23 protein-coding genes are annotated in these 21,494 nt (G+C 58.3%); 19 read left to right on the top strand and 4 right to left on the bottom strand.

The features are described 5' to 3' along the window. Nucleotides 1-4 precede the first annotated feature (4 nt). Both rd and ACK2JC_RS01365 read left to right on the top strand, forming a co-directional pair. Nucleotides 5-169: a rubredoxin gene (rd, locus tag ACK2JC_RS01370; RefSeq protein WP_092360339.1), complete on the top strand. Its 165-nt coding sequence runs from the start codon at nt 5-7 to the stop codon at nt 167-169. Between the two features lie 152 nt (nt 170-321). Beyond that, on the top strand, nt 322-666 hold the full coding sequence (locus tag ACK2JC_RS01365; protein WP_320937669.1) for a zinc ribbon domain-containing protein: 345 nt from the start codon (nt 322-324) through the stop codon (nt 664-666). 5 nt (nt 667-671) lie between these two features. Here the strand turns inward: ACK2JC_RS01365 and ACK2JC_RS01360 are convergent, their stop codons facing one another. Next, nucleotides 672-1,337, bottom strand: a complete 666-nt coding sequence (locus tag ACK2JC_RS01360) for a Crp/Fnr family transcriptional regulator (RefSeq protein WP_368271363.1) — start codon at nt 1,335-1,337, stop codon at nt 672-674. Nucleotides 1,338-1,525: 188 nt separating this feature from the next. Here ACK2JC_RS01360 and ACK2JC_RS01355 point away from each other — a divergent pair, with 188 nt between their 5' ends. From ACK2JC_RS01355 to ACK2JC_RS01325, 7 genes are all read left to right on the top strand, one after another. Next, nucleotides 1,526-2,692: an FprA family A-type flavoprotein gene (locus ACK2JC_RS01355; protein WP_092360342.1), complete on the top strand. Its 1,167-nt coding sequence runs from the start codon at nt 1,526-1,528 to the stop codon at nt 2,690-2,692. A 27-nt stretch (nt 2,693-2,719) separates the two neighbouring features. Beyond that, the gene (locus tag ACK2JC_RS01350) at nt 2,720-3,991 is read left to right on the top strand and encodes a type II CAAX prenyl endopeptidase Rce1 family protein (protein WP_320937671.1); all 1,272 of its coding nucleotides are present in this window, start codon (nt 2,720-2,722) and stop codon (nt 3,989-3,991) included. A gap of 150 nt (nt 3,992-4,141) precedes the next feature. Continuing rightward, entirely contained in the window at nt 4,142-5,053 is a 912-nt protein-coding gene (locus ACK2JC_RS01345) for an AEC family transporter (protein WP_320937672.1), read from the top strand. A gap of 299 nt (nt 5,054-5,352) precedes the next feature. Beyond that, complete coding sequence (locus ACK2JC_RS01340) at nt 5,353-5,979, top strand: RraA family protein (RefSeq protein WP_320937681.1); 627 nt, start codon at nt 5,353-5,355, stop codon at nt 5,977-5,979. 57 nt (nt 5,980-6,036) lie between these two features. Next, nucleotides 6,037-8,325 carry a hydratase gene (locus ACK2JC_RS01335; RefSeq protein ID WP_411338366.1) on the top strand — a complete coding sequence of 763 codons (2,289 nt, stop codon included), beginning with the start codon at nt 6,037-6,039 and terminating at the stop codon, nt 8,323-8,325. After that, complete coding sequence (locus ACK2JC_RS01330; RefSeq protein ID WP_092360346.1) at nt 8,315-9,487, top strand: isocitrate/isopropylmalate family dehydrogenase; 1,173 nt, start codon at nt 8,315-8,317, stop codon at nt 9,485-9,487. The genes ACK2JC_RS01335 and ACK2JC_RS01330 overlap by 11 nt, the downstream gene beginning before the upstream one ends. A 140-nt stretch (nt 9,488-9,627) precedes the next feature. Next, nucleotides 9,628-10,770, top strand: a complete 1,143-nt coding sequence (locus ACK2JC_RS01325; RefSeq protein ID WP_302325835.1) for a 2-methylaconitate cis-trans isomerase PrpF family protein — start codon at nt 9,628-9,630, stop codon at nt 10,768-10,770. 187 nt (nt 10,771-10,957) lie between these two features. Here ACK2JC_RS01325 and ACK2JC_RS01320 read toward each other — a convergent pair whose 3' ends face one another. Next, entirely contained in the window at nt 10,958-11,674 is a 717-nt protein-coding gene (locus ACK2JC_RS01320) for a GntR family transcriptional regulator (protein ID WP_166434468.1), read from the bottom strand. A gap of 362 nt (nt 11,675-12,036) precedes the next feature. On the opposite strand from ACK2JC_RS01320, the gene ACK2JC_RS01315 reads away from it, so the two are divergent. The 7 genes from ACK2JC_RS01315 to ACK2JC_RS01285 are packed head-to-tail and all read left to right on the top strand — an operon-like array spanning nt 12,037 to nt 16,876. Beyond that, nucleotides 12,037-12,462 (top strand): PTS sugar transporter subunit IIA, encoded by a 426-nt coding sequence (locus ACK2JC_RS01315; protein WP_368271364.1) that lies wholly within the window; start codon nt 12,037-12,039, stop codon nt 12,460-12,462. Further along, nucleotides 12,459-12,950, top strand: coding sequence for a PTS system mannose/fructose/N-acetylgalactosamine-transporter subunit IIB (locus ACK2JC_RS01310; RefSeq protein WP_092360350.1), 492 nt, complete (start codon nt 12,459-12,461; stop codon nt 12,948-12,950). The genes ACK2JC_RS01315 and ACK2JC_RS01310 overlap by 4 nt, the downstream gene beginning before the upstream one ends. Nucleotides 12,951-12,955: 5 nt before the next feature. Beyond that, entirely contained in the window at nt 12,956-13,723 is a 768-nt protein-coding gene (locus ACK2JC_RS01305) for a PTS mannose/fructose/sorbose/N-acetylgalactosamine transporter subunit IIC (protein WP_092360351.1), read from the top strand. Continuing rightward, nucleotides 13,707-14,543: a PTS system mannose/fructose/sorbose family transporter subunit IID gene (locus ACK2JC_RS01300; protein WP_107434994.1), complete on the top strand. Its 837-nt coding sequence runs from the start codon at nt 13,707-13,709 to the stop codon at nt 14,541-14,543. Before ACK2JC_RS01305 ends, ACK2JC_RS01300 begins: the two co-directional genes overlap by 17 nt. Nucleotides 14,544-14,557: 14 nt before the next feature. Beyond that, entirely contained in the window at nt 14,558-15,649 is a 1,092-nt protein-coding gene (locus ACK2JC_RS01295) for an SIS domain-containing protein (RefSeq protein WP_368274699.1), read from the top strand. Nucleotides 15,650-15,671: 22 nt separating this feature from the next. Next, the gene (locus ACK2JC_RS01290) at nt 15,672-16,211 is read left to right on the top strand and encodes a hypothetical protein (RefSeq protein WP_320937676.1); all 540 of its coding nucleotides are present in this window, start codon (nt 15,672-15,674) and stop codon (nt 16,209-16,211) included. After that, nucleotides 16,208-16,876 (top strand): HAD-IA family hydrolase, encoded by a 669-nt coding sequence (locus tag ACK2JC_RS01285; protein WP_320937677.1) that lies wholly within the window; start codon nt 16,208-16,210, stop codon nt 16,874-16,876. The genes ACK2JC_RS01290 and ACK2JC_RS01285 overlap by 4 nt, the downstream gene beginning before the upstream one ends. 57 nt (nt 16,877-16,933) lie before the next feature. On the opposite strand, the gene ACK2JC_RS01280 is transcribed toward ACK2JC_RS01285, so the two are convergent. Together ACK2JC_RS01280 and ACK2JC_RS01275 are read right to left on the bottom strand one after the other, a co-directional pair. After that, nucleotides 16,934-17,092 (bottom strand): hypothetical protein, encoded by a 159-nt coding sequence (locus tag ACK2JC_RS01280; RefSeq protein WP_320937678.1) that lies wholly within the window; start codon nt 17,090-17,092, stop codon nt 16,934-16,936. Continuing rightward, on the bottom strand, nt 17,092-17,973 hold the full coding sequence (locus tag ACK2JC_RS01275) for a LysR family transcriptional regulator (protein WP_166434470.1): 882 nt from the start codon (nt 17,971-17,973) through the stop codon (nt 17,092-17,094). Before ACK2JC_RS01275 ends, ACK2JC_RS01280 begins: the two co-directional genes overlap by 1 nt. Before the next feature lie 133 nt (nt 17,974-18,106). Here ACK2JC_RS01275 and ACK2JC_RS01270 point away from each other — a divergent pair, with 133 nt between their 5' ends. The 3 genes from ACK2JC_RS01270 to ACK2JC_RS01260 all read left to right on the top strand — a co-directional run bounded on the left by ACK2JC_RS01270 (nt 18,107) and on the right by ACK2JC_RS01260 (nt 21,489). Further along, a complete protein-coding gene (locus ACK2JC_RS01270; RefSeq protein ID WP_368272452.1) occupies nt 18,107-19,147 on the top strand; it encodes an isocitrate/isopropylmalate dehydrogenase family protein in 1,041 nt (346 codons plus the stop codon). Nucleotides 19,148-19,490: 343 nt separating this feature from the next. Beyond that, nucleotides 19,491-20,612, top strand: coding sequence for an Ldh family oxidoreductase (locus tag ACK2JC_RS01265; protein ID WP_092360357.1), 1,122 nt, complete (start codon nt 19,491-19,493; stop codon nt 20,610-20,612). 67 nt (nt 20,613-20,679) lie between these two features. Further along, nucleotides 20,680-21,489, top strand: a complete 810-nt coding sequence (locus ACK2JC_RS01260; RefSeq protein ID WP_276855664.1) for a sugar phosphate isomerase/epimerase family protein — start codon at nt 20,680-20,682, stop codon at nt 21,487-21,489. Nucleotides 21,490-21,494 lie beyond the last annotated feature (5 nt).

Genomic DNA, 21,494 nt, shown 5'->3' with positions numbered 1-21,494 from the left:
AACGATGAAGAAATATGTATGTGATCCCTGCGGCTATGTCTATGATCCTGAGGTTGGCGATCCCGACGGCGGTATCGAACCGGGAACCGCGTTTGAGGACATTCCCGACGATTGGGTCTGCCCGCTGTGCGGCATGGGCAAGGACGTATTCTCTCCGGTGGAGGAATAGGGACCGGTAACAGGTGATTGACGCGATGCTTCTCCGGCGCCGTATGGGGCCGGGGGAGCATTTTTTTGTGAATGCAATGGAACCGATTACTGGGGGCGCAGCGGTCAGGGCAGCGCCCCGCGCCCTTTGAGGCAAAAAAGGAGGATTTGAGGATGTACTGTAAGAACTGCGGAAAGCAGATTGAGAACAACTCCCGGTTCTGCAATTACTGCGGAGCAAGCCAGGGGGAGATGAGGGCGGCAGAGGAGGAAAAAGCGGCCGGAGCGGCATGCGCAGAACAGGCCGGGAGCGGCGGGGAGAGCAGGAGCTGCGCCGGGAATGGAAGGATGGACGGGCAATATGCCGGGAATAGCGGGGAGGACGCGGAGCTTGCCGGTGGCGGCAGAGGCGCGATCCTCCGGTGGCTGCTGGTCGCGGCTCTGTTCCTGGCGGCGATTATGGGGATGGCGGTGGTTATGCCGTCGCTGTTGGGCGGACTTGCCCAGAAAATGGGATGATCCCTTTAGACGGCGGCTTCGATGTGCAACCGGATATTTCTCCGGTTGATCTCGATCAGCCCCTCCTCCTTCATCCGTTTCAGCTCCCGGGTCATGGCGCTGCGGTCGATGGACAGATAGTCCGCCAGATCCACCATGGTGAAGGGCAGGGTGAAGGACTCGCTTTTCTGGCGGCCTGCCATCTGCAAAAAGAAGCAGATCAGCTTTTCGCGGATGGTGCGCTGGGAGAGGACCTCTACCCGCTCGCTCAAATCCACCGCCTTCTCGGAGATCAGGGTCAGCATATTCTGGATCAGCTGCTGGTGATAGGTGCAGGCCTTGGCGCAGGGGCGGCTGATGCCGTTGTAGTTGATGAACAGCACGTCGCAGGGCTCGTCACAGACTACGGAGATGCCGTTTAAGGGATTTTTCTGGTAGGCGGACAGCAGCTGGCCGAAAATATCCTGTGGCTCCAGGCGCTCCAAAATGGTGCGGGCGCCGTTGATTTCGTAGCGGACCACCAGGGCGCTGCCCTTGCCCAGGATGCCGATGCTGTGAAACGCCTGGTCGTAGGAACGGACGGTTTCGCCGCCGGTAAAATGCTTTTCCCTGGCATTCAGACAGCCCAGCAGATGTTTGTACTCCTCCAGCGATATATTGTAGAATAAATTTTTTTGAAAATATTCGGTCATGTCCCTTTCCCCTCCTGATTTTCTGTGTTATGATATGCAGCGGATGATTATCTTTATCATACCGCATTTTTGTTGCAAATGCAACAGAAATGCGGCCGGTATTTTGTTAAGATAAGGACGATCAAGACGAAATGGGGTTTTGTAACCCTGGACGGACAGAAGAAACACTTGCAAGGAGGACATATTTTATGAGAGCGACAGAGATTCGCGAGGGTATCTATTGGGTCGGAGCCATCGACTGGCATATACGCAATTTTCACGGCTATACCACCAACCGGGGGGCCACCTACAACGCATATCTGATTCTGGATGAGAAGGTGACGCTGATCGACACCGTGAAGGAAGGATTTTCCGGCGAGCTTTTGGAGCGGATTTCCGATGTGATCGATCCGGCGAAGATCGATTATATTATCTCAAACCATGTGGAGATGGACCATTCCGGAGCCCTTCCCGCCATGGTGCGGGCCTGCCCCAACGCCACGATCATCACCAGCGCGCCCAGCGGATTAAAGGGCCTGAGCGCCCACTACGGCAATTTAAACTACAAGCCCATGAAGACGGGGGATTCCCTCAACATCGGCAGACGCAATCTGACCTTTGTGACCACCCCCATGCTGCACTGGCCGGACAACATGGTCACCTACTGCCCGGAGGAGCGCATTCTGTTCTCCAACGACGCCTTCGGTCAGCACTATGCAACCAGCGAGCGTTTTGACGACCAGACGGACCTGGCTGTGGCTATGGAGGAGGCGAAAAAGTATTACGCCAACATCGTGATGTGCTACGGCAGACAGGCGGCAGCGGCCTGGAACGTGGTCCATGAGCTGGGGCTGGACATGATCGCCCCCAGCCATGGGATTATCTGGAGAAGCCACATCGACACGATCATGGACGCCTACAAGCGCTGGAGCGCAAATGAACCGGAATCCGGGGCAATGGTGGTATTCGACAGCATGTGGCATTCCACGGAAATGATGGCGAAAACCATCGCCGAGGCGTTCGCGGACAAGGGCGTTTCCGTCAAGCTCTACGACTTAAAGAACACCCACCGCTCGGAGATCGTGCCGGAGATTCTGGAGCGCAAATATATCGCAGTGGGCTCCCCCACGCTGAACAACCAGATGATGCCCGAGGTGGCGGCCTTCCTGTGCTATTTAAAGGGCCTTTCGCCCAAGAACCGCAAAGCCTTTGCCTTCGGCTCCTACGGCTGGGGCGGACAGAGCATCGGACAGGTGGAGGACGAGCTTAAGGCCTGCGGATTTGAGATCTGCCTGGACAAGATCCGGGTCAATTATATTCCCAAGAAAGAGGACCTTAAGGCCATCACAGAGCAGGTGGAGCGTCTGTTCGATTGATGTCCCGGGTCTGAGGATTCAGTACAGATGGATGAACGTTTTGAACAGCCGGAGAGGGAGTCCCGCGGGGCTTCCGGTCAGCCGGACACGACGAGTCGGAGTGAGAGCGGCCGGGACCCGGAGCGGGAGCGGCTGCTGAGAGAGACGCAGATGGAGATAGACCGGATGAAGGCGGCTGCCATGGAGGAGATTAAGTCCTCCACGGCGGCCTACATCCAGATGCAGGTACAGCAGGCCTGTGCGATGGCGGAGGCCCGGACCCGGGCCAGGATTTTCATGGAGGAGCAGGAGAAAACGGCCCGCTCCAAAGAGCAGTCCCGCCAGTTTTCACGGCTGGGCCTGGTGCTGTTCGCCTTTATGGGTGTGGCCTTTGCGGCCCAGCTGGTGCTGATCGTGATCATGATGCTGGTGGGCCTGGTGGGAGGTCTGGACGTGGATTTCGAGAACCAGACCGTGCAGATTGTGATCTCGGCCATCTCCATGTACGGGGTGGCGTTTCCAGTGGCCGCCCTTCTCATGCGCCTGATCCCCAAGCAGGGGCGTCCGGGTGGTGAGAGCTGGAGCGCGATGAAGCTCACGGCCTGTTTTGTGATCTGCATCGGCATCGGGTTTGTGGGCATCCTGCTCAGCCAGTTTGTGGACGCCCTGTTTCCGGCCGGAGGAGACGGCGTTCAGCCCGAGGATATGATGACCGGGGTGGGGATGCTGCTCAATATCGCCATGGTGGTGTTTGCCGCCCCGATAGTGGAGGAACTGCTGTACCGGAAAATGCTTATCGACCGCATCGCGGCCTACGGCGACGGTGTGTCCGTTGTGGTGTCCGGTCTGCTGTTCGGCCTGGCCCATGGGAATTTCTCCCAGTTTTTCTACGCCTTCGGGCTGGGAGCCCTGTTTGCCTACGTGTACATCAAGACCGGACATATCGGCTACACCATCGGTTTTCACATGTTTTTCAATCTGATCGGCGGCGTGTTCACCGTGGAGCTGAATAAGGGACTGATGGAGGTTCGGGATCCCGCGGGAATGGTGGCGCGGCTGGAGCAGATTTTCGGCGTGGACTTAGGACCGGTGGTGCCCCTGGTCTGCAATGCGCTTTTGACGCTCTATCTGGTGATGAGCGTCGTCTGCGCGGTGGGCGGTCTGGTGATTCTCATTTCCAGGCGCAAGGAGATCGTGTTCAGGCCCGGGGAGAAGCCCATGGTCTGGGGACGGCGTTTTTCCGCCGTGGTGCTCAATCCCGGCGTGATTCTTTACCTTCTGCTCTGCGCGGGCCTTTTTTGGATGTCCTCCCTGGCGTGAACTGTTCCAATACCATCATAGGTTATGGCAGATATAGGAAATAGATATTTGACGGGACGGGCGGATCGCGTTATACTTTGTCTGATTGTGGCTGCCGGGAGTCCGGGCAGTTATGTCTGATTCTAATGAAAAGACAGAGGACGGATGGACATGGATTTCAACAATTTATTTATTATGCAGGGAATGTTATTTTCCCTTATGCTCCTGGGGCTGTATCTGCGCAAGATCGGAATGATCACGGACAGCAACCGGGAGCTTTTGACGGACCTGGTGGTGAATGTCACTCTGCCGTGCAGCATCGTAAAATCTTTTGAGATGGAATTTAACGGCGAGATTCTGCGCAGCTGCATGGTGATCTTTCTGGTGGCCATCGGCATACAGATCGGCAGCTTCCTGCTCAGCTATATGTTGTACCCGGGAGTGGAGGAAAAGCACAAAAAGGTGCTCCAATACGCGACCATCTGCTCCAACGCGGGAATTTTGGGCAACCCCATCGCGGAGGGCATATTCGGACCGCTGGGCCTCATGTACGCCTCGGTGTACCTGATTCCCCAGCGGACGTTCATGTGGTCCATGGGCCTGACCTATTTTACGGAGTGCCCGGACAAGAAGTCCCTGGTGAAAAAGGTAGCCACCCACCCCTGTATCATTGCGGTGGCCATCGGCCTGTTTCTGATGATCGCCCAGCTGCGCCTGCCCGGCTTTGTGGGGCAGACAGCGCACACCCTGGCCGGGGCCAACACCGGAATCTCCATGCTGTTTATCGGCAGCATCCTGGCGGGGCAGTGCTTTAAGTCCATGTGGACCAGGCTGACGGTCTATTACGCCTTTGTGCGGCTGTTCCTGGTGCCGTTTCTGGTCTGGGCGGTCTGCGCGCTGCTGCATCTGGATCCCCTGGTGACCGGCGTGTCCGTGGTGCTGGCAGGGATGCCCGCGGCCAGCGTGACGGCGATTCTGGCGGCGAAATACAGCTGCGACGAGGTGTTCGCAACCAAATGCGTGATCAGCTCCACCTTACTGTCCATGGTGACCGCGCCGCTGTGGTGCATTTTCCTGGCGTAGAGGCGGCGTGAGCGGAGTTGGATAGAAGTTGATAAGAGCAGAGTGTTCTGGCCTGAGCGGCCGGTGCGCTCTGTTTTTTTGCGTGGGACGGGCTTTGGCGGGGCTATATGATTTTGCCTATCACTTCCATATTAAATCATATATTTTACTTATGAGACGCTTTTCTATATAATGGTGATAAAAGGTAACTGTTCGGTAAGCTTGCAGACAAAAATCCCATCGCCGAAGGCGATTTTAAATGGATTTTTGCTCGTATCGGTGAAGGCATTGAACAGATACGATAAAAGATGATTTCGGAGGTGCGGATTTTGGAGAAGGAGAGGGAACTCTTTGAGCGGCTGCGGGAGTTTACCGTGCCGGAGCTGTGCGACGGAGCCGGGGTATTCAGCGCTATGGACTACCACATCAAGCCGTGGACCGGGCGCACGAAGATCGTGGGCCGGGCGCTGACCGTCAAGGTTCCGGCGGGAGAGGGAGCCATTGTGAGCCGGGCCATCGAACTGGCCGGGGATGGCGACGTGATCGTGATCGCCGGACAGGGGGTCTGCCAGTGTTCCTACTGGGGAGACCACCGCAGCCTCTGCGCGCGGCTTCAGGGCGCGGCCGGGGTGGTGATCGACGGGGCGTTCCGGGATCTGGAGGGCTGTGAGGAAGCGGGATTTCCAGTATTTGCCAGGGCGTTGACCTGCGGGACCGCTCAGAAGACGGGAGAGGGGCAGATCAACGTGCCGGTGAGCTGCGCGGGCGTGGCGGTAAATCCGGGCGACTTTATCGTGGGCGACGTAAACGGCGTCTGTGTGATCCCAAGGGATCAGGCGGAGACTGTGCTGGAGCGGGCGGCGAAAAAAGTGGCGGCCCAGAAGCGGGCGGCGGAGGAGATGGAGCGCACGGGAAAGGCGGTCACAAGGATTCAAATGGACCGGTAGCGGATCGAACGAAAATGGCGGCGGTTTAGCCGCGGACAGCATTCAAAAGGAGCGGATATGATACGATTATTGGATTGCCCGGTCGTGCTGGGGACTCAGGGATGCCCTGCGCCGGCACCGGCGGGTTTTGATGTGGAACAGGGCCGGGAGAAAACCATGGCCTACGAAATTTTAAAAGCCCACAACCAGTGGGACGACATGGAAAACCTGCGGCTTAAATTCGACGCCCTGGTGTCCCCGGACAACAACTATGTGAGCATTCTGCAGACCGCGCGGGCCAGCGGAATCGAGAAATTTCCGGTGCCCTATGTGCTCAGCAACTGCCACAACACCCTGTGCGCGGTGGGCGGCACCATCAATGAGGACGACCATGTGTTCGGCCTGTCCAACGTCAAACGCTACGGCGGCATTTTCGTGCCTCCCTACCGGGCGGTGCTGCACCAGTACATGCGGGAGATGATGGCGGGCTGCGGGAAAATGATCCTTGGCTCGGACAGCCACACCCGCTACGGCGCTCTGGGAACCATGGGCATCGGGGAGGGCGGCGGCGAGGTGGCCAAGCAGCTTTTGGGCCGCACCTACGACCTGAAGCGCCCGCCGGTGATCGCCGTGTGGCTTGAGGGGAGTCCGAGGCCCGGCGTGGGCCCCATGGACGTGGCCCTGACTCTGGTGGGAGCAACCTTTGCAAACGGGTTTAACAAGAACAAAATTCTGGAGTTTGTGGGTCCCGGCGTGGGCAGTTTGTCCGTGGAGTACCGCATGGGCATCGACGTGATGACCACCGAGAGCGCGGCCTTAAGCAGCATCTGGACCACGGACGGGGCGGTGGAGGCGTACCTGAAAATGCACGGGCGGGGCGGCGAATACCGGCCCCTTGCCCCCGGGGAGGGCGCCTGCTACGACGGGCTGATCGAGATCGACCTCTCTGCGGTGGAGTGCATGATCGCGCTGCCCTTCCACCCCAGCAGGGCGCTGCCCATCCGGGAGTTAAAGGAAAATCTGGACGAGATCGTGGCCCAGGTAGAGGCGGAGGGCCAAAGAATCAAGGGGGAGGCGGGAGAGCCCTTCCGTCTGGCCGATAAGATCCGGGACGGGGAGCTGGTGGTGGACCAGGCCCTGGTCAGCGGCTGCAGCGGAGGCATGTTTGAGAACATCGCCGCCATGGCCGATATCCTGGACGGCTGCGCCATAAGCGGAAACGGAATCAGCCTGGGCGTGAACCCGGCCAGCGTGCCGGTGATGGCGGACCTGATGGATCAGGGCATCGCGGGGCGTTTGGCGGTCAGCGGGGCCACGCTGCGCCCGGCTATCTGCGGCCCCTGCTTCGGCGTGACCGACGTTCCGGCCAACAATCAGCTTTCCATCCGCCATGTGACCCGCAACTATCCCAACCGGGACGGTTCCAAGCCGGGCCAGGGGCAGATGGCGGCGGTGGCTCTGATGGACGCCCGGTCCATTGCCGCCACCGTGCGAAACGGCGGACGCCTGACGGCGGCCACGGAGCTGGATCAGGTGCATTACTCCTCCCCGGAATACCATTTCAATCCCGCGATCTACAAGGGGCAGGTGTACGACAATTTCGGCGGGGGAAATCCGGCCGAGCCCCTGGTGATGGGGCCGAATATCGGGGAATGGCCCGAGATGGCGCCTTTGGCGGAGCATCTGCTGCTTAAAGTGGCGGGGGCCTACGATTCGTCAGTGACCACCGATGAGCTGGTGCCGTCCGGTGAGGCCTCGTCCTACCGGTCCAAGCCGGAAAAACTGGCCGGATACACCCTGATCAGCCGTGATCCGGGTTATGTGGGCCGCGCCAGGGAGGTGCGGGCCCAGGAGCGCCTGCGCCGGGAAATGGGCCTGGCGGCGGTTACCGACCAGGAGGCCGGAACAATTTTACGGCGGCTTCAGGCGGAGCTTGGCTGTGAGGAGGGCGGGATCGCCCTGGGAAGTATCATCACCGGCCCTCAGATCGGGGACGGGTCCTCCCGGGAGCAGGCGGCCAGCAGCCAGAAGGTGTTGGGCGGCCTGGCGGATCTGGCGGGGGAGTACGCCACCAAACGTTACCGGTCCAACCTGATCAACTGGGGGATTCTGCCCCTCGTCACCGCGGAAAGCCTGGAGGACATCCGGGTGGGCGACTATCTGCTGGTTCCGGGAATCCGGAGCGCGTTAAAAGAGGGACGGAGCGACCTGCGGGTGAGGCGGGTGACTGGGGGGCAGCGGGAGATTTCGTGCACCCTGGGGCAGCTGACCGAAGAGGAACGCAAGATATTGCTTTCCGGCTGCCTGATCAACTATTATGCGCAGGAGCGCAGAACAATGGATGGAGGAGAAGAACATGAGCGTTGACGCGAATATTGCTGCGGCACAGGAGAAATTTGCGGAGCTGATCCGCTCCGAGTACGAGCGGATCGAGCGGATGAAGGCGGACAATGAGGTGACGGATTTCGCCAAACTGGAGAAAATTGTGGTGGGCATCCTGCCCGGCGATGGCATCGGCCCCATTATCATGAAGCAGGCCCTGCGGGTGCTGGACGATCTGCTAGGACCGGAGATCGCTTCCGGCCGGGTGGAGGTGAGGACCATCGAGGGAATGACCATTGAGAACCGGGCCGCCAAGCTTCAGAGCCTGCCGGACGAGGTGTTCGAGGAGGTCAAACAGTGCAACGTGCTGTTAAAGGGCCCCATGGTGACGCCCAGGGCATCCGATCCCTGGCCCAACCTGATCAGCGCCAACAGCCTGCTGCGCCGGGGTCTGGAGCTGTTCGCGGCCGTGCGCCCCATCCGCATCCCGGAGAAAAACATCGACTGGACCTTTTTCCGTGAAAATATCGAGGGCGAGTACATCTGGGGCAACAAGGGCATCCAGGTGAACGAGGACCTGGCCGTGGACTTCAAGGTGCAGACCAGACAGGGCAGCGAGCGCATCGCCCGGGCGGCCTTTGAGTTTGCCAGAAAGAACGGAAAGAAGAACGTGACCATTGTGACAAAGGCCAACATCGTGAAGCTGGCGGACGGCAACTTCATCAAGGCCGTGCGCAGGGTCGGCGAGGAGTACCCGGAGATTGAGATTCAGGAGCGTCTGGTGGACGCCATGAGCGCCAAGATGCTGGACCCGGAGTTCAACAAGGGCATCGAGGTGATCGTGCTGCCCAACCTCTATGGCGATATCGTGACCGACGTGGCGGCGGAGCACCAGGGCGGCCTTGGAACCGCTTCCTCCTCCAACCTGGGCAATAAATACGCCATGTTTGAGGCCATCCACGGCACGGCTCCCTTCCTGATCGACCACAACCGGGGCGATTATGCGGACCCCTGCAGCCTGATCCGGGCGGTGGGCATGCTCATGGCCCACATCGGTTACGCGGACCGCAAGCAGATTCTGGACCAGGCTCTGGATATCTGCACCATCACCGAGCGCAGGCTGGTGGTGACCACGGACCGGGACGGCGCCAGCGCGGCGGAATTCACGGATTACCTGCTGGAGACCATCGACGGGCTGAAAAAATAGAAGAATGGCGGACAAAACGGCACAGGCCGGGCGTCCGCCTTCCTGGCAAAAGATTTGGCGGCCCGATGGGACCGCCTTGTCCCTTAAACAAAATTATTTACAGATAGCCGGATGTGGAATCCGGCGGAGAGGGGTAGACAATGAGAAAATTTAAGACAGTATTTATGCGCGGGGGTACGAGCAAGGGCTGTATGTTCCTCAGGGAGGACCTGCCGGAGGACAGAAACCAGTGGGATCCCATTTTTTTACAGGTGATGGGCAACCCTGATCCCAAGCAGATCGACGGCATGGGCGGCACCGTGTCCAGCAACAACAAGATCGTGATCGTGTGGAAGAGCGAGGAGAAGGACGTGGACGTGGAGTATCTGGTGGGCCAGGTGATTGTGGGCAAGAGCCAGGTGGACTACAAGTCCAACTGCGGCAACATGACCGCCGCCGTGGGGCCTTTTGCCGTTGAGGAGGGACTTCTTACGATCACGCAGCCCATCACCACGGTGCGTATGCTCAACCGCAACACGGACAAATACATCAACGTCACCGTGCCCATCGACCCGCAGACCGGCACCTTCGCCCAGGACGGGGACTGCCACATCGCGGGCGTGGACGGCACCGCGGCGGAGCTGAAGGTGAATTTCCTGAATCCCGCCGGTTCCAAGACAGGTAAACTTCTGCCCACCGGAAATGTGCTGGACGTGCTGGATATCCCGGGCTTCGGAAAAATCGAGGCCAGCATCCTGGACGTGTCCAACCCCATGGTGTTGGTGCGGGCTGAAGAGATCGGCATGAAGGGCACGGAGCTTCCCGAGGAAATAAACTCTAACGCTGAGGTCAGCGCGCTGCTGGAGAAGATTCGCGGCACGGCGGCCTGCATGATGGGTTTTGCAAAGGATTTGGAGGACGCCACGGCCAACAGTCCCGCCGTTCCCAAGGTGGGCTTTTTCACCGCGCCCGTGACCTTTACGGATATCGCCGGGGAACAGGTTGAGGCTTCGGATATGGACCTCTGCGCCCGCGTGATCTCCGTGTTTAAGTGCCACAAGGCCTGCCCGCTGACCTCGGCCAGCTCCATCTCCGTGGCCGCCCAGCTGGAGGGCTCCATCATCGAGAAAACCCTGGGTATGCCGGGAAATGCCAGTGGCTGCGTGCGCATCGGCCACCCCAGCGGCGTGATGACCATGTACCCGGATATCGTGCGGCAGGATGGCGAGCTGAAACTGCCGGGCGTGGCGGTGCAGAGAACGGCCAGACGGATTATGGACGGCACGGTGTACGTGCGCCAGTGATGACAGGGAACGGTCTGTCCGGGCCGGAATAGGTGTGCAGTGAACTGCCGGCTGTGCCGTCAGCCTGCCGTATCCAATTAAAACAACCGGGTCCGCCGGGCTGCGTTTTCGGGGAGGAAAACGCAGGGAGGCGGATCCGATTGTTTTTTGATGGAACGGGTAAAGATCGGGGCGCGCCCGCAGCTTCTCATTCCGGTCTCTCGTAGCGGTAGGAGAAGCGCGATCCGATATAGTAGGTCGCAGAGTATTCGAACCGCCGCCCGTCCTTGAGATAGCCGGGATGGCTGATCTTTAAAAGCGGCTCGTCGCCGATCTCCAGCATCTGTTTCTGATGGGGGGTGGGGAGCAGGGCGCTGATTGTCCGGGAGCCGTCCGTCAGGTCGATTTCATACTGCCCGCTGATATAATCGTAGAGAGACCCCTCCAACATCCTCAGATCAAAAGAGGGGAACAGGCTGCACGGCAGATAGGTGTAGCTCAAAGCCATCTTGACTCCGTCCCCGGTACGGATTCGTTCGATGCAGTGCACCAGCTCCTCCGGCCCGATGTCAAGGGCTTCGGCGGCCTCCGGAACCTCGGACCCGTGGAGCACCTGGTAGGAGACCAGGATGGAACCGGGGACCTTTCCGATGGAGCGCATATCGTTGCTGAAGCTTCTGGTGCGGTTGGCCGTTTTGGTAATCTGAACGGAATTGACAAACGTACCCTTTCCCGGGGTTCTGACCAGGATTCCCTTGGAGGATAAAAGATCCAGCGCCTTTCTGGCGGTCATCCGGCTCACCTGATAGCGGCTGCACAGCTCGCTCTCCGTCAGAATCTGGTCGCCGGTCTGCAGTTTTCCGTCCTGTATCTGGGATAAGATATCATGTTCGATCTCTTTGTATTTCGCAATTTGTTTTCCCATAATCACCTCGCATATCATTCGATATCCCTATTATAAAGGGTTTCCCGAAAAAGGTCAATGTATATACATTATAGAAAATAATTGTGTACAAATTATAAAATCATAAGTAAAATTAATAAATATTTGATTAAAAAATATTGATTTATACAGTCATATGTGGTACGATGTAGGCAACTTAAATGTATATACATTTAGAGTTTTTGTAGACATATCGGTGGAGACTCATGGGATAAGGCATATACATTTAATGGGTTGCCGCCGGGAGAGAACCGCCTGGCCCTGGCTTGAAACGCGGCCTGGCCCGGGCGGAAGATTTTCCCGGCAAATGTAAAAAACCAAGAGAAAGGGGGGAAATGAGCGCGATGAGGCATTTTTTAACTGCTTCCCACGGTCCTCTGGCGGGAGCGATCCTCAAGTCGGCGGCGTTTATCGGGGGTGAGGATGTCATCGCCGGCGTGGGTGTGATCGAGGTGCTGATGGAAGATTCCGGCGACACGATCCGGGAGCGGGTGGAATCCGTGTTTTCAGCCTACGGCGAGGAGGATGAGATCATCGCAATGACCGACGTGTTCGGCGGCAATGTGACGAACATCCTCACCGAGTACATCGGGAGGAAACGGCTCCATCTGATCACGGGGATGAATCTGGCCATGGTCCTGGAGGCCCTGCTGTCGGACCCGTCCATGGACACGGAGACGCTGGTGGACCAGCTCTGCCGGTCCGGCCGGGAAGGGGTGAAACACGTAAACTGTCTGATGGAAGAAAAGGGCGAGGAGGAAGAGATATGATTAAGGCGCTTCATTTGGACGACCGGTTGATTCACGGTCAGGTGGCCATTTCCTGGACCAGATTTTTGGACGCGAATGTGCTGCTGGTGATCAACGATGAGATCATGAAGAACGAGATGAGAAAGAAAGCCCTGAAAATGGCCGTGCCTCCGGGCGTCAAGTACGGGTTCCGGGGTGTGGAAGAGGGAATCGCGTTCTTAAACGGCCCGGAGAGTCAAAAGTACAGGATTATGGCTCTGGTGAGCACGCCGGTTGACGCGGCCAAAGTCTGCAAAGGCGTAAACGGGATTGAACGGCTGACCGTGGGCGGTGTCCGGAAAAAGGCGGACTACATAACGGACAATCTGAATCTGACCAAAGAGGATGTGGAGGCGCTTCTCTCGGTTGTGGAGGCGGGAATTCCGGTTGGGATGCTGCCGACGCCGAGAGACAAATTCGTGAATCTTGAGAAGCTCCTTAGAAAGGCTTCGGAAAATCGGGAGGGATAAGCCATATGTTTATGAAAGCATTTTTGGTGGCGCTGATCGCGGGCATCTGTAAGATCGATAACCGCGTATTCGGTATGACGATGATACAGCGCCCGCTGATTGTGGGTACGCTGGTGGGATTTATCTATGGGAACCCTGTGGAAGGCATGATCATAGGCGCGCAGTTTGAGCTTCTGAGCATGGGACTTGTGGGAATCGGAGCCCATTCCGGAATGCCGGAGATTACATTGGGCAGCGCCCTGTGCACCGGTTTTGTTCTGGGAAGCGGCACCGGCACGGAGGTGGCGCTGGCCCTGGCCCTGCCGATTTCCACCTTCGGCACAACCATCGGATATCTGACCTGGATTCCGTTAAACCACCTGCTCAGCGAGCGGGCCAAGTCGGCGGCGGAGAGAGGCGATGCCAAAACCATGGAAATCTGCCAGTGGATGGGTCTGTTTAACTATTTCTTCTTCCCGTTCCTGGTCGTTTTGCTGGGTATGCTGGTGGGCGCGCCGCTGTTCGAGTATTTGATCCGGGTGATCCCTACATTTATCACCGACGGAATCAAGGTTGCCTCCAACATGCTGCCGGCGCTGGGTTTTGCGCTGCTGATGCAGCTGACCTACAACCGGGAGCTGGCCCCGTTCCTGTTTGTCGGGTTCGTGATCGTGGCGTTCCTGGGCATGAGTAACGTAGGCGTTGCCATTATCGGAGCAATCCTGGCAGTGCTGATCTTCAACTTCAGCGACCGTGGAAACAAGGAGGTGTCTGTCGATGTCGACGAAATCTAATACAATGGAAAACGGAAAAAAGATTACAAAGCATGACCTGCTGACGCTGTTCTTCCGCTGCTTTTTACTGCCTGCCTGCTATTCCATGGACCGTATGCAGGCCCCCGGATTCGCTTATTCCATGATTCCGGTGCTGAAAAAACTGTACGGGGACAACAAGGAAAAGTTCTCCCAGGCCCTTTCCCGCCACTCCGAGGTTTACAACAATACCTTTGCCTGCTCGCCCTTTGTGCTGGGCATCGCGGCCGCCATGGAGGAGGAAGCGGCTGCCAACGAGGAATTTGACGTTTCTTCCATCAACGCCATCAAGGTTGCGTTAATGGGACCGCTCTCCGGCATTGGCGACACCTTTTTCTGGGGGACCTTCCGAATCATCGGATCCGGTATCGGTATCTCCCTGGCCATGCAGCGGAATCTGCTGGGCCCGGTGCTGTTTTTGATCATCTATAACATTCCGAACTTTTTGGTCCGTTATTACGGGGTACAGTTCGGATACAAGCTGGGCGCGGGCTCCATCGACACCCTGGTCTCCGGCGGACTGATGAACCGCGCCACCAAAGCGGCCTCTGTCATGGGCCTTACGGTGATCGGCGGCATGATCGCCTCCATGGTGAGCATCAAAATTGCGCTGGTGGCCAATTTCGGAGCCGACGTCACCCTTAACATCCAGGGGATCTTCGACGAGATCTGCCCCTGCATCCTGCCCCTGGGCGTCACCTTCCTGATTTACCGCCTACTGAAAAAAGGCGTGAAGGCTTGGTGGATCATGATCGGAATCATCGTGGTAGGCATTGTGGGTAAATTTTTTGGAATTCTATAATTGGGAGGTTTGTGATGAGTAATTTTGTAATGCTGGATTATATCCACGAGACGCAGGAAGCGGCACTGGGGATTCTGGAGAAACGCGCGGAGATCTGCGGGGAGTTCGCCCACGATTTTGCCGCCGGGAAATATGGGAGAGTGCTGCTCACCGCCAGCGGAACCTCGTACAATTCCTGTGTGACGGCGAAATATTATATGGAAAAAATGCTGAGGGTGCCCTGTGAAACGATCACGTCCTACGCATTTGCCCACTACGATAAGACATTTTACCCGGACATGGATTTGGTGATTGCCGTGACCCAGGAGGGAGAGAGCACGAACACCATCGACGCCCTCACAAAGGCCAACGGTCTGGGGATCGACAATTTCGTGGTTACGGAGTATTTAAACAACACCTGCACCCAGACGGCGAAAAAGAAAGTGACCATCGACTGCGGCCGCGAGTTTGTGGGGCCAAAGACAAAAGGATATACGTGCACGGTGCTGACCCTGTTTTTGATGGCCCTGGAGGCCGCGAAAGCGCGCGGGTACGTGGACGAGGCCGCATATGGGGACAACGTGTCCAGACTTGGATCCGTGCTGCGCAATATCGACCCGGTGATCGAAAAGACAAAAACATGGTTCGAGGCGGTCCGGGAAGAGTTTGTGAAATGCGAGAAGTGCTATGTTCTTGGTTACGGAGCCAATGTGGGAACCGCCATGGAGGGCGCGCTCAAGAGCATGGAGACGGTTCGGTATCCCTACTTCTGGTTTGAGACGGAGGAATTTCTCCACGGTCCCCTGGCATCCGTGAAGCCGGACGTCTACACGGTGCTCATCGCTCCCAGGACCTACGGTTACGAGCGGGCCAACGCGCTGTTTAAGATCATGCACGACCAGAATCCCCACGTGTACTCCATCGGAGTACAGGACGGCGTGGAATCGGATCACGTGCTGGACGGGGGATTTGTGAACGACGAGGATTTCTCCGTGTTCGAATACGCCATCCCGCTGCAGCTTCTGGCGTACCTGACCTATACCGCCAGAGGGATTGACCTGCAGGTGCGCAATTATCCGCGGACCAGGGAAGCGCTTCCCACCAAGGCGAAACCGTTGCAGAGATAAGGAAAAGAGGGGAGGAAGGGCCGTGTATCTGAACACACCGTGCAGAAACTATGGGGAAGTCCGGAACGCCATCGAAGCGCGCAGCCTGGTGGTGCGGGTCGTGAAAAACAGGAGCGGGGAGCTCTGCGGCCAGGTTGAAAACGGCCGGGTGGGAATCGCCGTGGGGTTCGCCCTGCAGATGATTCTTCCGGCAGCCTGCGCTGTGACGTGTGCGGTCTTTACCAAGAGCTGGGCGGCGCTGTCCGCCGCCGCGGTGTACGGCCTTCTCCCGTTTGTTCTGCCCTTAAACGGCTTTGTGTCCGCGGCTATGACCCTTGCCGGGCTGTTCGGCCTGGCCGGGGGCTGGAATCCGGTCCTTGTGGCGCTTCTTTTGCCGGGCGTCTTTTACAGCGCGGGGAAATCGGCCTGGTGGTTTTTCATCCAGCTGGGGTTGATAAAGGATATCATGGCGGGCCGGGAACGGTTTGAACGGCTCTGGAAGCAAAAACTGTTCGCGCTCCAGGATCGGGACGGAATCTATCAGTACGGCGGTTTGGACGGAGACAGAGGAGGGAGAACATGACAAATGCCACGGCGGTTGAGGCGGTGATCTTTGACATGGACGGGGTCCTGATCGACTCGGAAGTGGTCTATATGAACCGGCTGAGATGGTTTGTCCGGGATTTTCTGGGAAAGCAGGTTCCCGAGGAGCGCCTTTTGACCATGGTGGGCGCCACGGGGAACGGCCACTTCGAGGCGGTCCGGGAATACTGCCCGCCGGATTGGGATATAGAGGTGTTCCGGTCCCATTACCGGGAATTTGGAAAGGACAAACCCATCGATTATCCCGGCATCCTGTTCCCGGATGCGCTTCCGGCGCTGGAATGGTTAAAGGGCCACGGATACCGGACCGTGCTTGCTACCTCCACGGTCCGTGAGAAGGCGGAGGAAATCAAAGCGCTCTGCGGCTTCGGGGCCTATATGGAGTTTGTGCTGTGCGGCGATATGTTCCGGGAGAGCAAGCCCAACCCGGAAATCTATCTGCAATGTCTGGAGCTTCTGAAACTGCCCGGGGAGAAATGCCTGGTGGTGGAGGACTCGCCCTATGGCATAGAGGCCGCGGTCCGGGCGGGGATTCCCGTTGCGGTCCGGCGGGAGCGGAGGTTCCCAGTGGATCAGAGGGGCGCAGACTGGTACATCGACAGTCTGGCGGAGCTTCCGGGGCTTCTGACGGGCGGTCTGAAATAAGAGAGAGAGCGGGATTCCACAGGGGTCCCGCTTTTTTGAATGTAATGAGCCGCGGGCTCACAGTTTTTTGCTGTAAACCTCCAGTTCATAGCGTTTTCCGTTTCGGGGGTCCGTCTTTTGCTCCGAATAGAGGCAGGAGAAACCGCAGGACCTGGCCAGGGCCTTGGAGGCAGTCTTGTCCGCCCTTGTGGAGAAACGGAATTCGGCTGTGTCCATCACGCGTGGGAGGGCTGCGAGCGGCTGTAGTCCAGGGCTTCCCGGATGAAGCTCTGCACCTCCGGCCGCAGGTTTTCCGGCTGGTCCGGGCATAGCAGCCAGGTGTTGCGCAGCAGGGGCGTTCCGTCCTTGTAGTGCAGCGGGTAGACGTACTGGGGATGGTCCGCCATGTAGCCCCGGACAAAGAAAAAGCTGTAACCCAGGCCCTTTAAGATCATTTCCCGGCAGATGTCCCCGTGCTGGACCACCAGCCCTCTGGGAAACGGCGTCAGGTAGTATTCCGCCCACCAGTTCTCGATGAGCTGCTGGGTGTATTTGTCCTTGAAGTAGGTGATATAGGGATAGGAGGACAGACGGGACATGTCCAGGGGCTTCACGCTGGCCAGGTAGGCCTGCTCGCTGGCAAACCGGTACTTTACCCCCTTAAATGGGATGTCGCCGAAGGCAAAGGCCAGATCCAGCTCCCGGCGTTCCACCCGCTTGCAGAGCTGGCTGCTCAGACTGGTGGTGATCTCAAAGCTGATCCCCGGGTGGGATTCCTGATAGTATTGCAGCAATCCGGGCAGGGAGAAGCGGGCCATGGAGTTGGACGCCCCGATGCAGAGGGTGCCCGAGGGCTCCTCCTTCAGCTCGGTGAGATGCCGGTTGACTTCGTCCATGAGGGAGAGAAACTGAGTGGCCTTGACCGCCAGGTACTCCCCCTCGGGCGTGAAGGTGACGCCCCGTTTTCCGCGCAAGGCGATCACCACGCCCAATTCCTCCTCGATGGCCCGCAGGCGTTTGGTCAGGGTGGGCTGGGAGATGTAGAGCTGCGCGGCTGCCCGGGTGATGTTGCGGCATTCGTAGAGAGTCTGGATTAAGGCCCAGTCGCTGGTTTTCATGGCGCTTTCCATCCTTTCTATCATTTGATTTTAGAATGATTAACTATACTATAATGCCATTTTACAATGATGTCAAGCTGCGGTACACTGAATGCAGAGGGAATCAACAAAATGAATTCAGGGAGGTTGCAGAATGGGAATCAGAGTTGGAGTGATCAGGGGAAATGGAATCGGCCCGGAGATTACGCAGGCTACGCTGCGGGTGCTGGAAGCCACGGATATTGAGTTTGAGTGGGTGCCGGTGGCCATCGGGGACGAGGGGGTGGAGCAGTACGGCCATCCGCTGCCCCAGGAGTCGGTGAAGCTGTTAAAGGAACTGAAGCTGGCCATCAAGGCGCCGCTGCTGGTGGATAAGTTCAAGGGCCGTCTCTACTGCGAGCACGAGGACGGCAGCGTGGGAGTCTACCCTTCGCTGAACAACGCCATCCGCAGGGAGCTGGGGTTGTACGTCTGCCCCAGGCCCATCCGGGGATTCAAGGGCATTTCCGGCGCGTACGAGGATTTGGACGTACATATTATGCGGGAGATCACGGAGGACGTGTACAGCGGCATTGAACACATGGTGGGCGACTGCGCGGCTGAGTGCATCAAGCTGACCACCCGCAAGGCGGCGCTGCGCGTGGTGGAATACTCCTTCGACTACGCCCGGAAAAACGGTCGCAAGAAGGTGACCTGCGTGCACAAGGCCAACGCGGTGAGCATGGCCGACGGGCTGTTTCTGGCCTGCTTCCGGGAGGTGGCGGCGAGAAATCCGGATATCCCCTCCGACGACTTCATGGTGGATGCCACGGCTTACTATCTGGCCAAATGTCCGGAGAAATTTGACGTGATCGTGGCCTCCAACCAGTACGGGGATATTCTCTCCGACCTGGCGGCCGGACTGGTGGGGAGCCTGGGGCTGGCCCCGGGTGCCAACGTGGGGGAAAACGGCGAGATCGTGGTGGAAGCTTCCCACGGGGCTGCGCCGGATATTGCGGGAAGAGAGATCGCAAACCCCATTGCGCTGATTTTGTCCGGCGCGCTGCTGCTGCGCCATATCGGACGGTGTGACCAGGCAATACGGGTGGAACAGGCCGTGGCGGAGGTGCTGAATGAGCGTCTTTCGCTGACACCGGATTTGGGCGGAACGGGTACGACGATGGGGGTGGCGGAGGAGATTGTGGGGAGGATGTGAGAATGGTACGCGCCCGGGCGGGGTGGGCTTTCCCGGTCAGGTGCGCGGCTCCGGATTTCGAACGACATGCCGCTAAGACGCCCGGGGTGGGAAAATGCGGACTGCCTTCACATTCGCGGAGAAATCCTGAAAGGCTTTCTCCGCTCAGGTTCAGCGAAAACCGGTTTTGAGAACCGGTTTTCGGTCCGCATTTTCCCACCCCGGCCGCCTAAGCGGCATTGTCGCCCGAAATTAGTCGCCGCGCACCTGACCGGGAAAACCCACCCCGCCCGGGCGCTGGCGTTTCAGGGAGTGAGGGGAAAAGAGATAAAGGGAATCAAGAGATTAAGTAGGAGGAAAAGAGATGGAAGTGGAGATTTTTGGGAAGGAATTGTTGGAGGATTTGGGGTTTCGGTTGCTTTTGACCGGAGGGTTGAGGGAGGAGGACGCGCGGACGATAGCGGGGGATCTGGTGGCGGCGGATATGAGGGGGTTGAATAGCCATGGGGTTTCCAGGATTCCGATGTATTTGAAACGGATTGAGTGTAAGTGCGTGAATCCCAGGCCGGATATCCGGGTGGAGCAGGTGGGGACTGCAGTGCTTCGGGTGGATGGAGACGATGGAATGGGGTTTCTGGTGGCGCATAAGGCTATGGAGGAGGGGCTTAAGCTGGCGGAAAAGACGGGGATCGCGATGGTGGGATGTACCCGGAGCACCCATTTCGGGATGTCGGCTCTGTATGTGAAGCAGGCCCTGGCTAAGGGGTATGCGTGTATGGTGTATACGAACTCCAGCGCGGCCCTGCCCGTGTGCGGCGGACGGACGGCGTTTCTGGGGGCCGCGCCCTTTGCGGCGGGGATGCCGGGGGGATATGAGAGCCCGGATTATCTGCTGGATATGGCCATGACGGTGACGGCCAGAGGAAAGATCAGGGTGGCTATGATTAATAACCAGCCCATTCCCGAGGGCCTGGCTCTGGATCAGGAGGGAAATCCTACCACGGACGCGAAGAAGGCGTTTGAGGGAATCTGCCTGCCCTTCGGCGGTCCCAAGGGGGCGGCTCTGGCGATGCTGATGGATATGATGGCGGGAATGTATACGGGCAGCAATTATGCGGGTGATGTGAGCAGCTTGTATTACCGGTTTGAGGAGCCTCAGAATCTGGGGCATATGATGTTTATTATGCGGCCGGATTTGTTTGTGAGCGAGGATGAATATAAGAAGCGCATGGACGTGTACTATAAGCGGTTGAAGGCGCTGCCCAGGGCGGCCGGTTGCGACGAGATTCTGATGCCGGGCGAGCCGGAGGACCGGAAGTCGCAGGAGGCCCTGAAGAATGGCATTCCTCTGACTGAGAATATTCTGGACAGTCTGTACCTGGAGTCCCTGCGCCGCGGCGTGTCCTGTCCCGAGGTGTTCGGCGAGAACGGGCGTGCAGTCACGGCGGACAGCGGGGCCGTGGTGTTTGAGAAAAAACAGGGGTGAGAGAGTGTTTGCCGCGGACCTTCGGGGCCGCGGCAGGGCACATCCGAGATGGAGGGGAGGAAGGATCATGAAGTTGTCTTATCCTGTTTCCGCGCCGGACAGCCAGGCCAAGGTTCAGGCGTTCTGCGGGGAATATGAGGCCGCGTTTGAATGGCTGGCGGAACACGGGTACGCGGGGGTGGAGATTCTGGTGCGGGACCCGGCCGCGCTCTCGGTGGAGCGCCTGGACGGCCTGCTGGAACGGTGGGGGCTGAGCGTATCGGCCATCGGCACCAGCCCCATGCAGGTGCAGGACCACCTGTTTTTACTGCACCCGGAGGAGGAGAACCGCAGGGAGGCTATGGCTCGCTGCAGGGAACTGGTCCGGCTGGGGGAATACTACCGGGCACCGGTGCTGATCGGGAAATACCGCGGGCAGCTGGCCGATTTGCCCGGCTGCCGTGAGGCGGACCTGGACCGTGTGTTCAGGGAAATCTGCGGGTTCGCGTCTGCTGGGAACGTCCGCGTTCTCATGGAACCCCAGAATCCCGACAATATCAACAATCTGAACACCATCGGCCAGGCGCTGGCCTTTATCAGGCGGCTGGGACTGGACAATCTGGGGATTCAGGCGGACATCTATCACATGGGCATCACGGAGGAGTCGGTGGCGGACAGCTTGAAGGCCGCCGGGGATCTGGTGGGTTTTGTACATATGGCGGACAGCGGGCGCATGGTTCCGGGGTTGGGAGAGCTTCCGATCCGCAGGATTTTGCAGGCGTTGGAGGAGATGGGGTATGAGGGCTATCTCTCAATGGAGATCCGCCAGTGGCCGGACAGCCGCAGGGCGTCGGCCCTCTCGGCTCTGACGCTTAAGTATCTGTACGATTACCAGTAGAAATG

The organism is Enterocloster lavalensis (assembly GCF_046603895.1).
Lineage (GTDB): Bacteria > Bacillota > Clostridia > Lachnospirales > Lachnospiraceae > Enterocloster > Enterocloster lavalensis.
This window is presented reverse-complemented; position numbering and strand designations above follow the sequence as displayed.

Coding starts and splice junctions, on each gene's coding strand:
- rd (WP_092360339.1), top strand. CDS start 5: ATGAAGAAATATGTATGTGATCCCTGCGGCTATGTCTATGATCCTGAG.
- ACK2JC_RS01365 (WP_320937669.1), top strand. CDS start 322: ATGTACTGTAAGAACTGCGGAAAGCAGATTGAGAACAACTCCCGGTTC.
- ACK2JC_RS01360 (WP_368271363.1), bottom strand. CDS start 1,337: ATGACCGAATATTTTCAAAAAAATTTATTCTACAATATATCGCTGGAG.
- ACK2JC_RS01355 (WP_092360342.1), top strand. CDS start 1,526: ATGAGAGCGACAGAGATTCGCGAGGGTATCTATTGGGTCGGAGCCATC.
- ACK2JC_RS01350 (WP_320937671.1), top strand. CDS start 2,720: ATGGATGAACGTTTTGAACAGCCGGAGAGGGAGTCCCGCGGGGCTTCC.
- ACK2JC_RS01345 (WP_320937672.1), top strand. CDS start 4,142: ATGGATTTCAACAATTTATTTATTATGCAGGGAATGTTATTTTCCCTT.
- ACK2JC_RS01335 (WP_411338366.1), top strand. CDS start 6,037: ATGATACGATTATTGGATTGCCCGGTCGTGCTGGGGACTCAGGGATGC.
- ACK2JC_RS01330 (WP_092360346.1), top strand. CDS start 8,315: ATGAGCGTTGACGCGAATATTGCTGCGGCACAGGAGAAATTTGCGGAG.
- ACK2JC_RS01325 (WP_302325835.1), top strand. CDS start 9,628: ATGAGAAAATTTAAGACAGTATTTATGCGCGGGGGTACGAGCAAGGGC.
- ACK2JC_RS01320 (WP_166434468.1), bottom strand. CDS start 11,674: ATGGGAAAACAAATTGCGAAATACAAAGAGATCGAACATGATATCTTA.
- ACK2JC_RS01315 (WP_368271364.1), top strand. CDS start 12,037: ATGAGGCATTTTTTAACTGCTTCCCACGGTCCTCTGGCGGGAGCGATC.
- ACK2JC_RS01310 (WP_092360350.1), top strand. CDS start 12,459: ATGATTAAGGCGCTTCATTTGGACGACCGGTTGATTCACGGTCAGGTG.
- ACK2JC_RS01305 (WP_092360351.1), top strand. CDS start 12,956: ATGTTTATGAAAGCATTTTTGGTGGCGCTGATCGCGGGCATCTGTAAG.
- ACK2JC_RS01300 (WP_107434994.1), top strand. CDS start 13,707: ATGTCGACGAAATCTAATACAATGGAAAACGGAAAAAAGATTACAAAG.
- ACK2JC_RS01295 (WP_368274699.1), top strand. CDS start 14,558: ATGAGTAATTTTGTAATGCTGGATTATATCCACGAGACGCAGGAAGCG.
- ACK2JC_RS01285 (WP_320937677.1), top strand. CDS start 16,208: ATGACAAATGCCACGGCGGTTGAGGCGGTGATCTTTGACATGGACGGG.
- ACK2JC_RS01280 (WP_320937678.1), bottom strand. CDS start 17,092: ATGGACACAGCCGAATTCCGTTTCTCCACAAGGGCGGACAAGACTGCC.
- ACK2JC_RS01275 (WP_166434470.1), bottom strand. CDS start 17,973: ATGAAAACCAGCGACTGGGCCTTAATCCAGACTCTCTACGAATGCCGC.
- ACK2JC_RS01270 (WP_368272452.1), top strand. CDS start 18,107: ATGGGAATCAGAGTTGGAGTGATCAGGGGAAATGGAATCGGCCCGGAG.
- ACK2JC_RS01265 (WP_092360357.1), top strand. CDS start 19,491: ATGGAAGTGGAGATTTTTGGGAAGGAATTGTTGGAGGATTTGGGGTTT.
- ACK2JC_RS01260 (WP_276855664.1), top strand. CDS start 20,680: ATGAAGTTGTCTTATCCTGTTTCCGCGCCGGACAGCCAGGCCAAGGTT.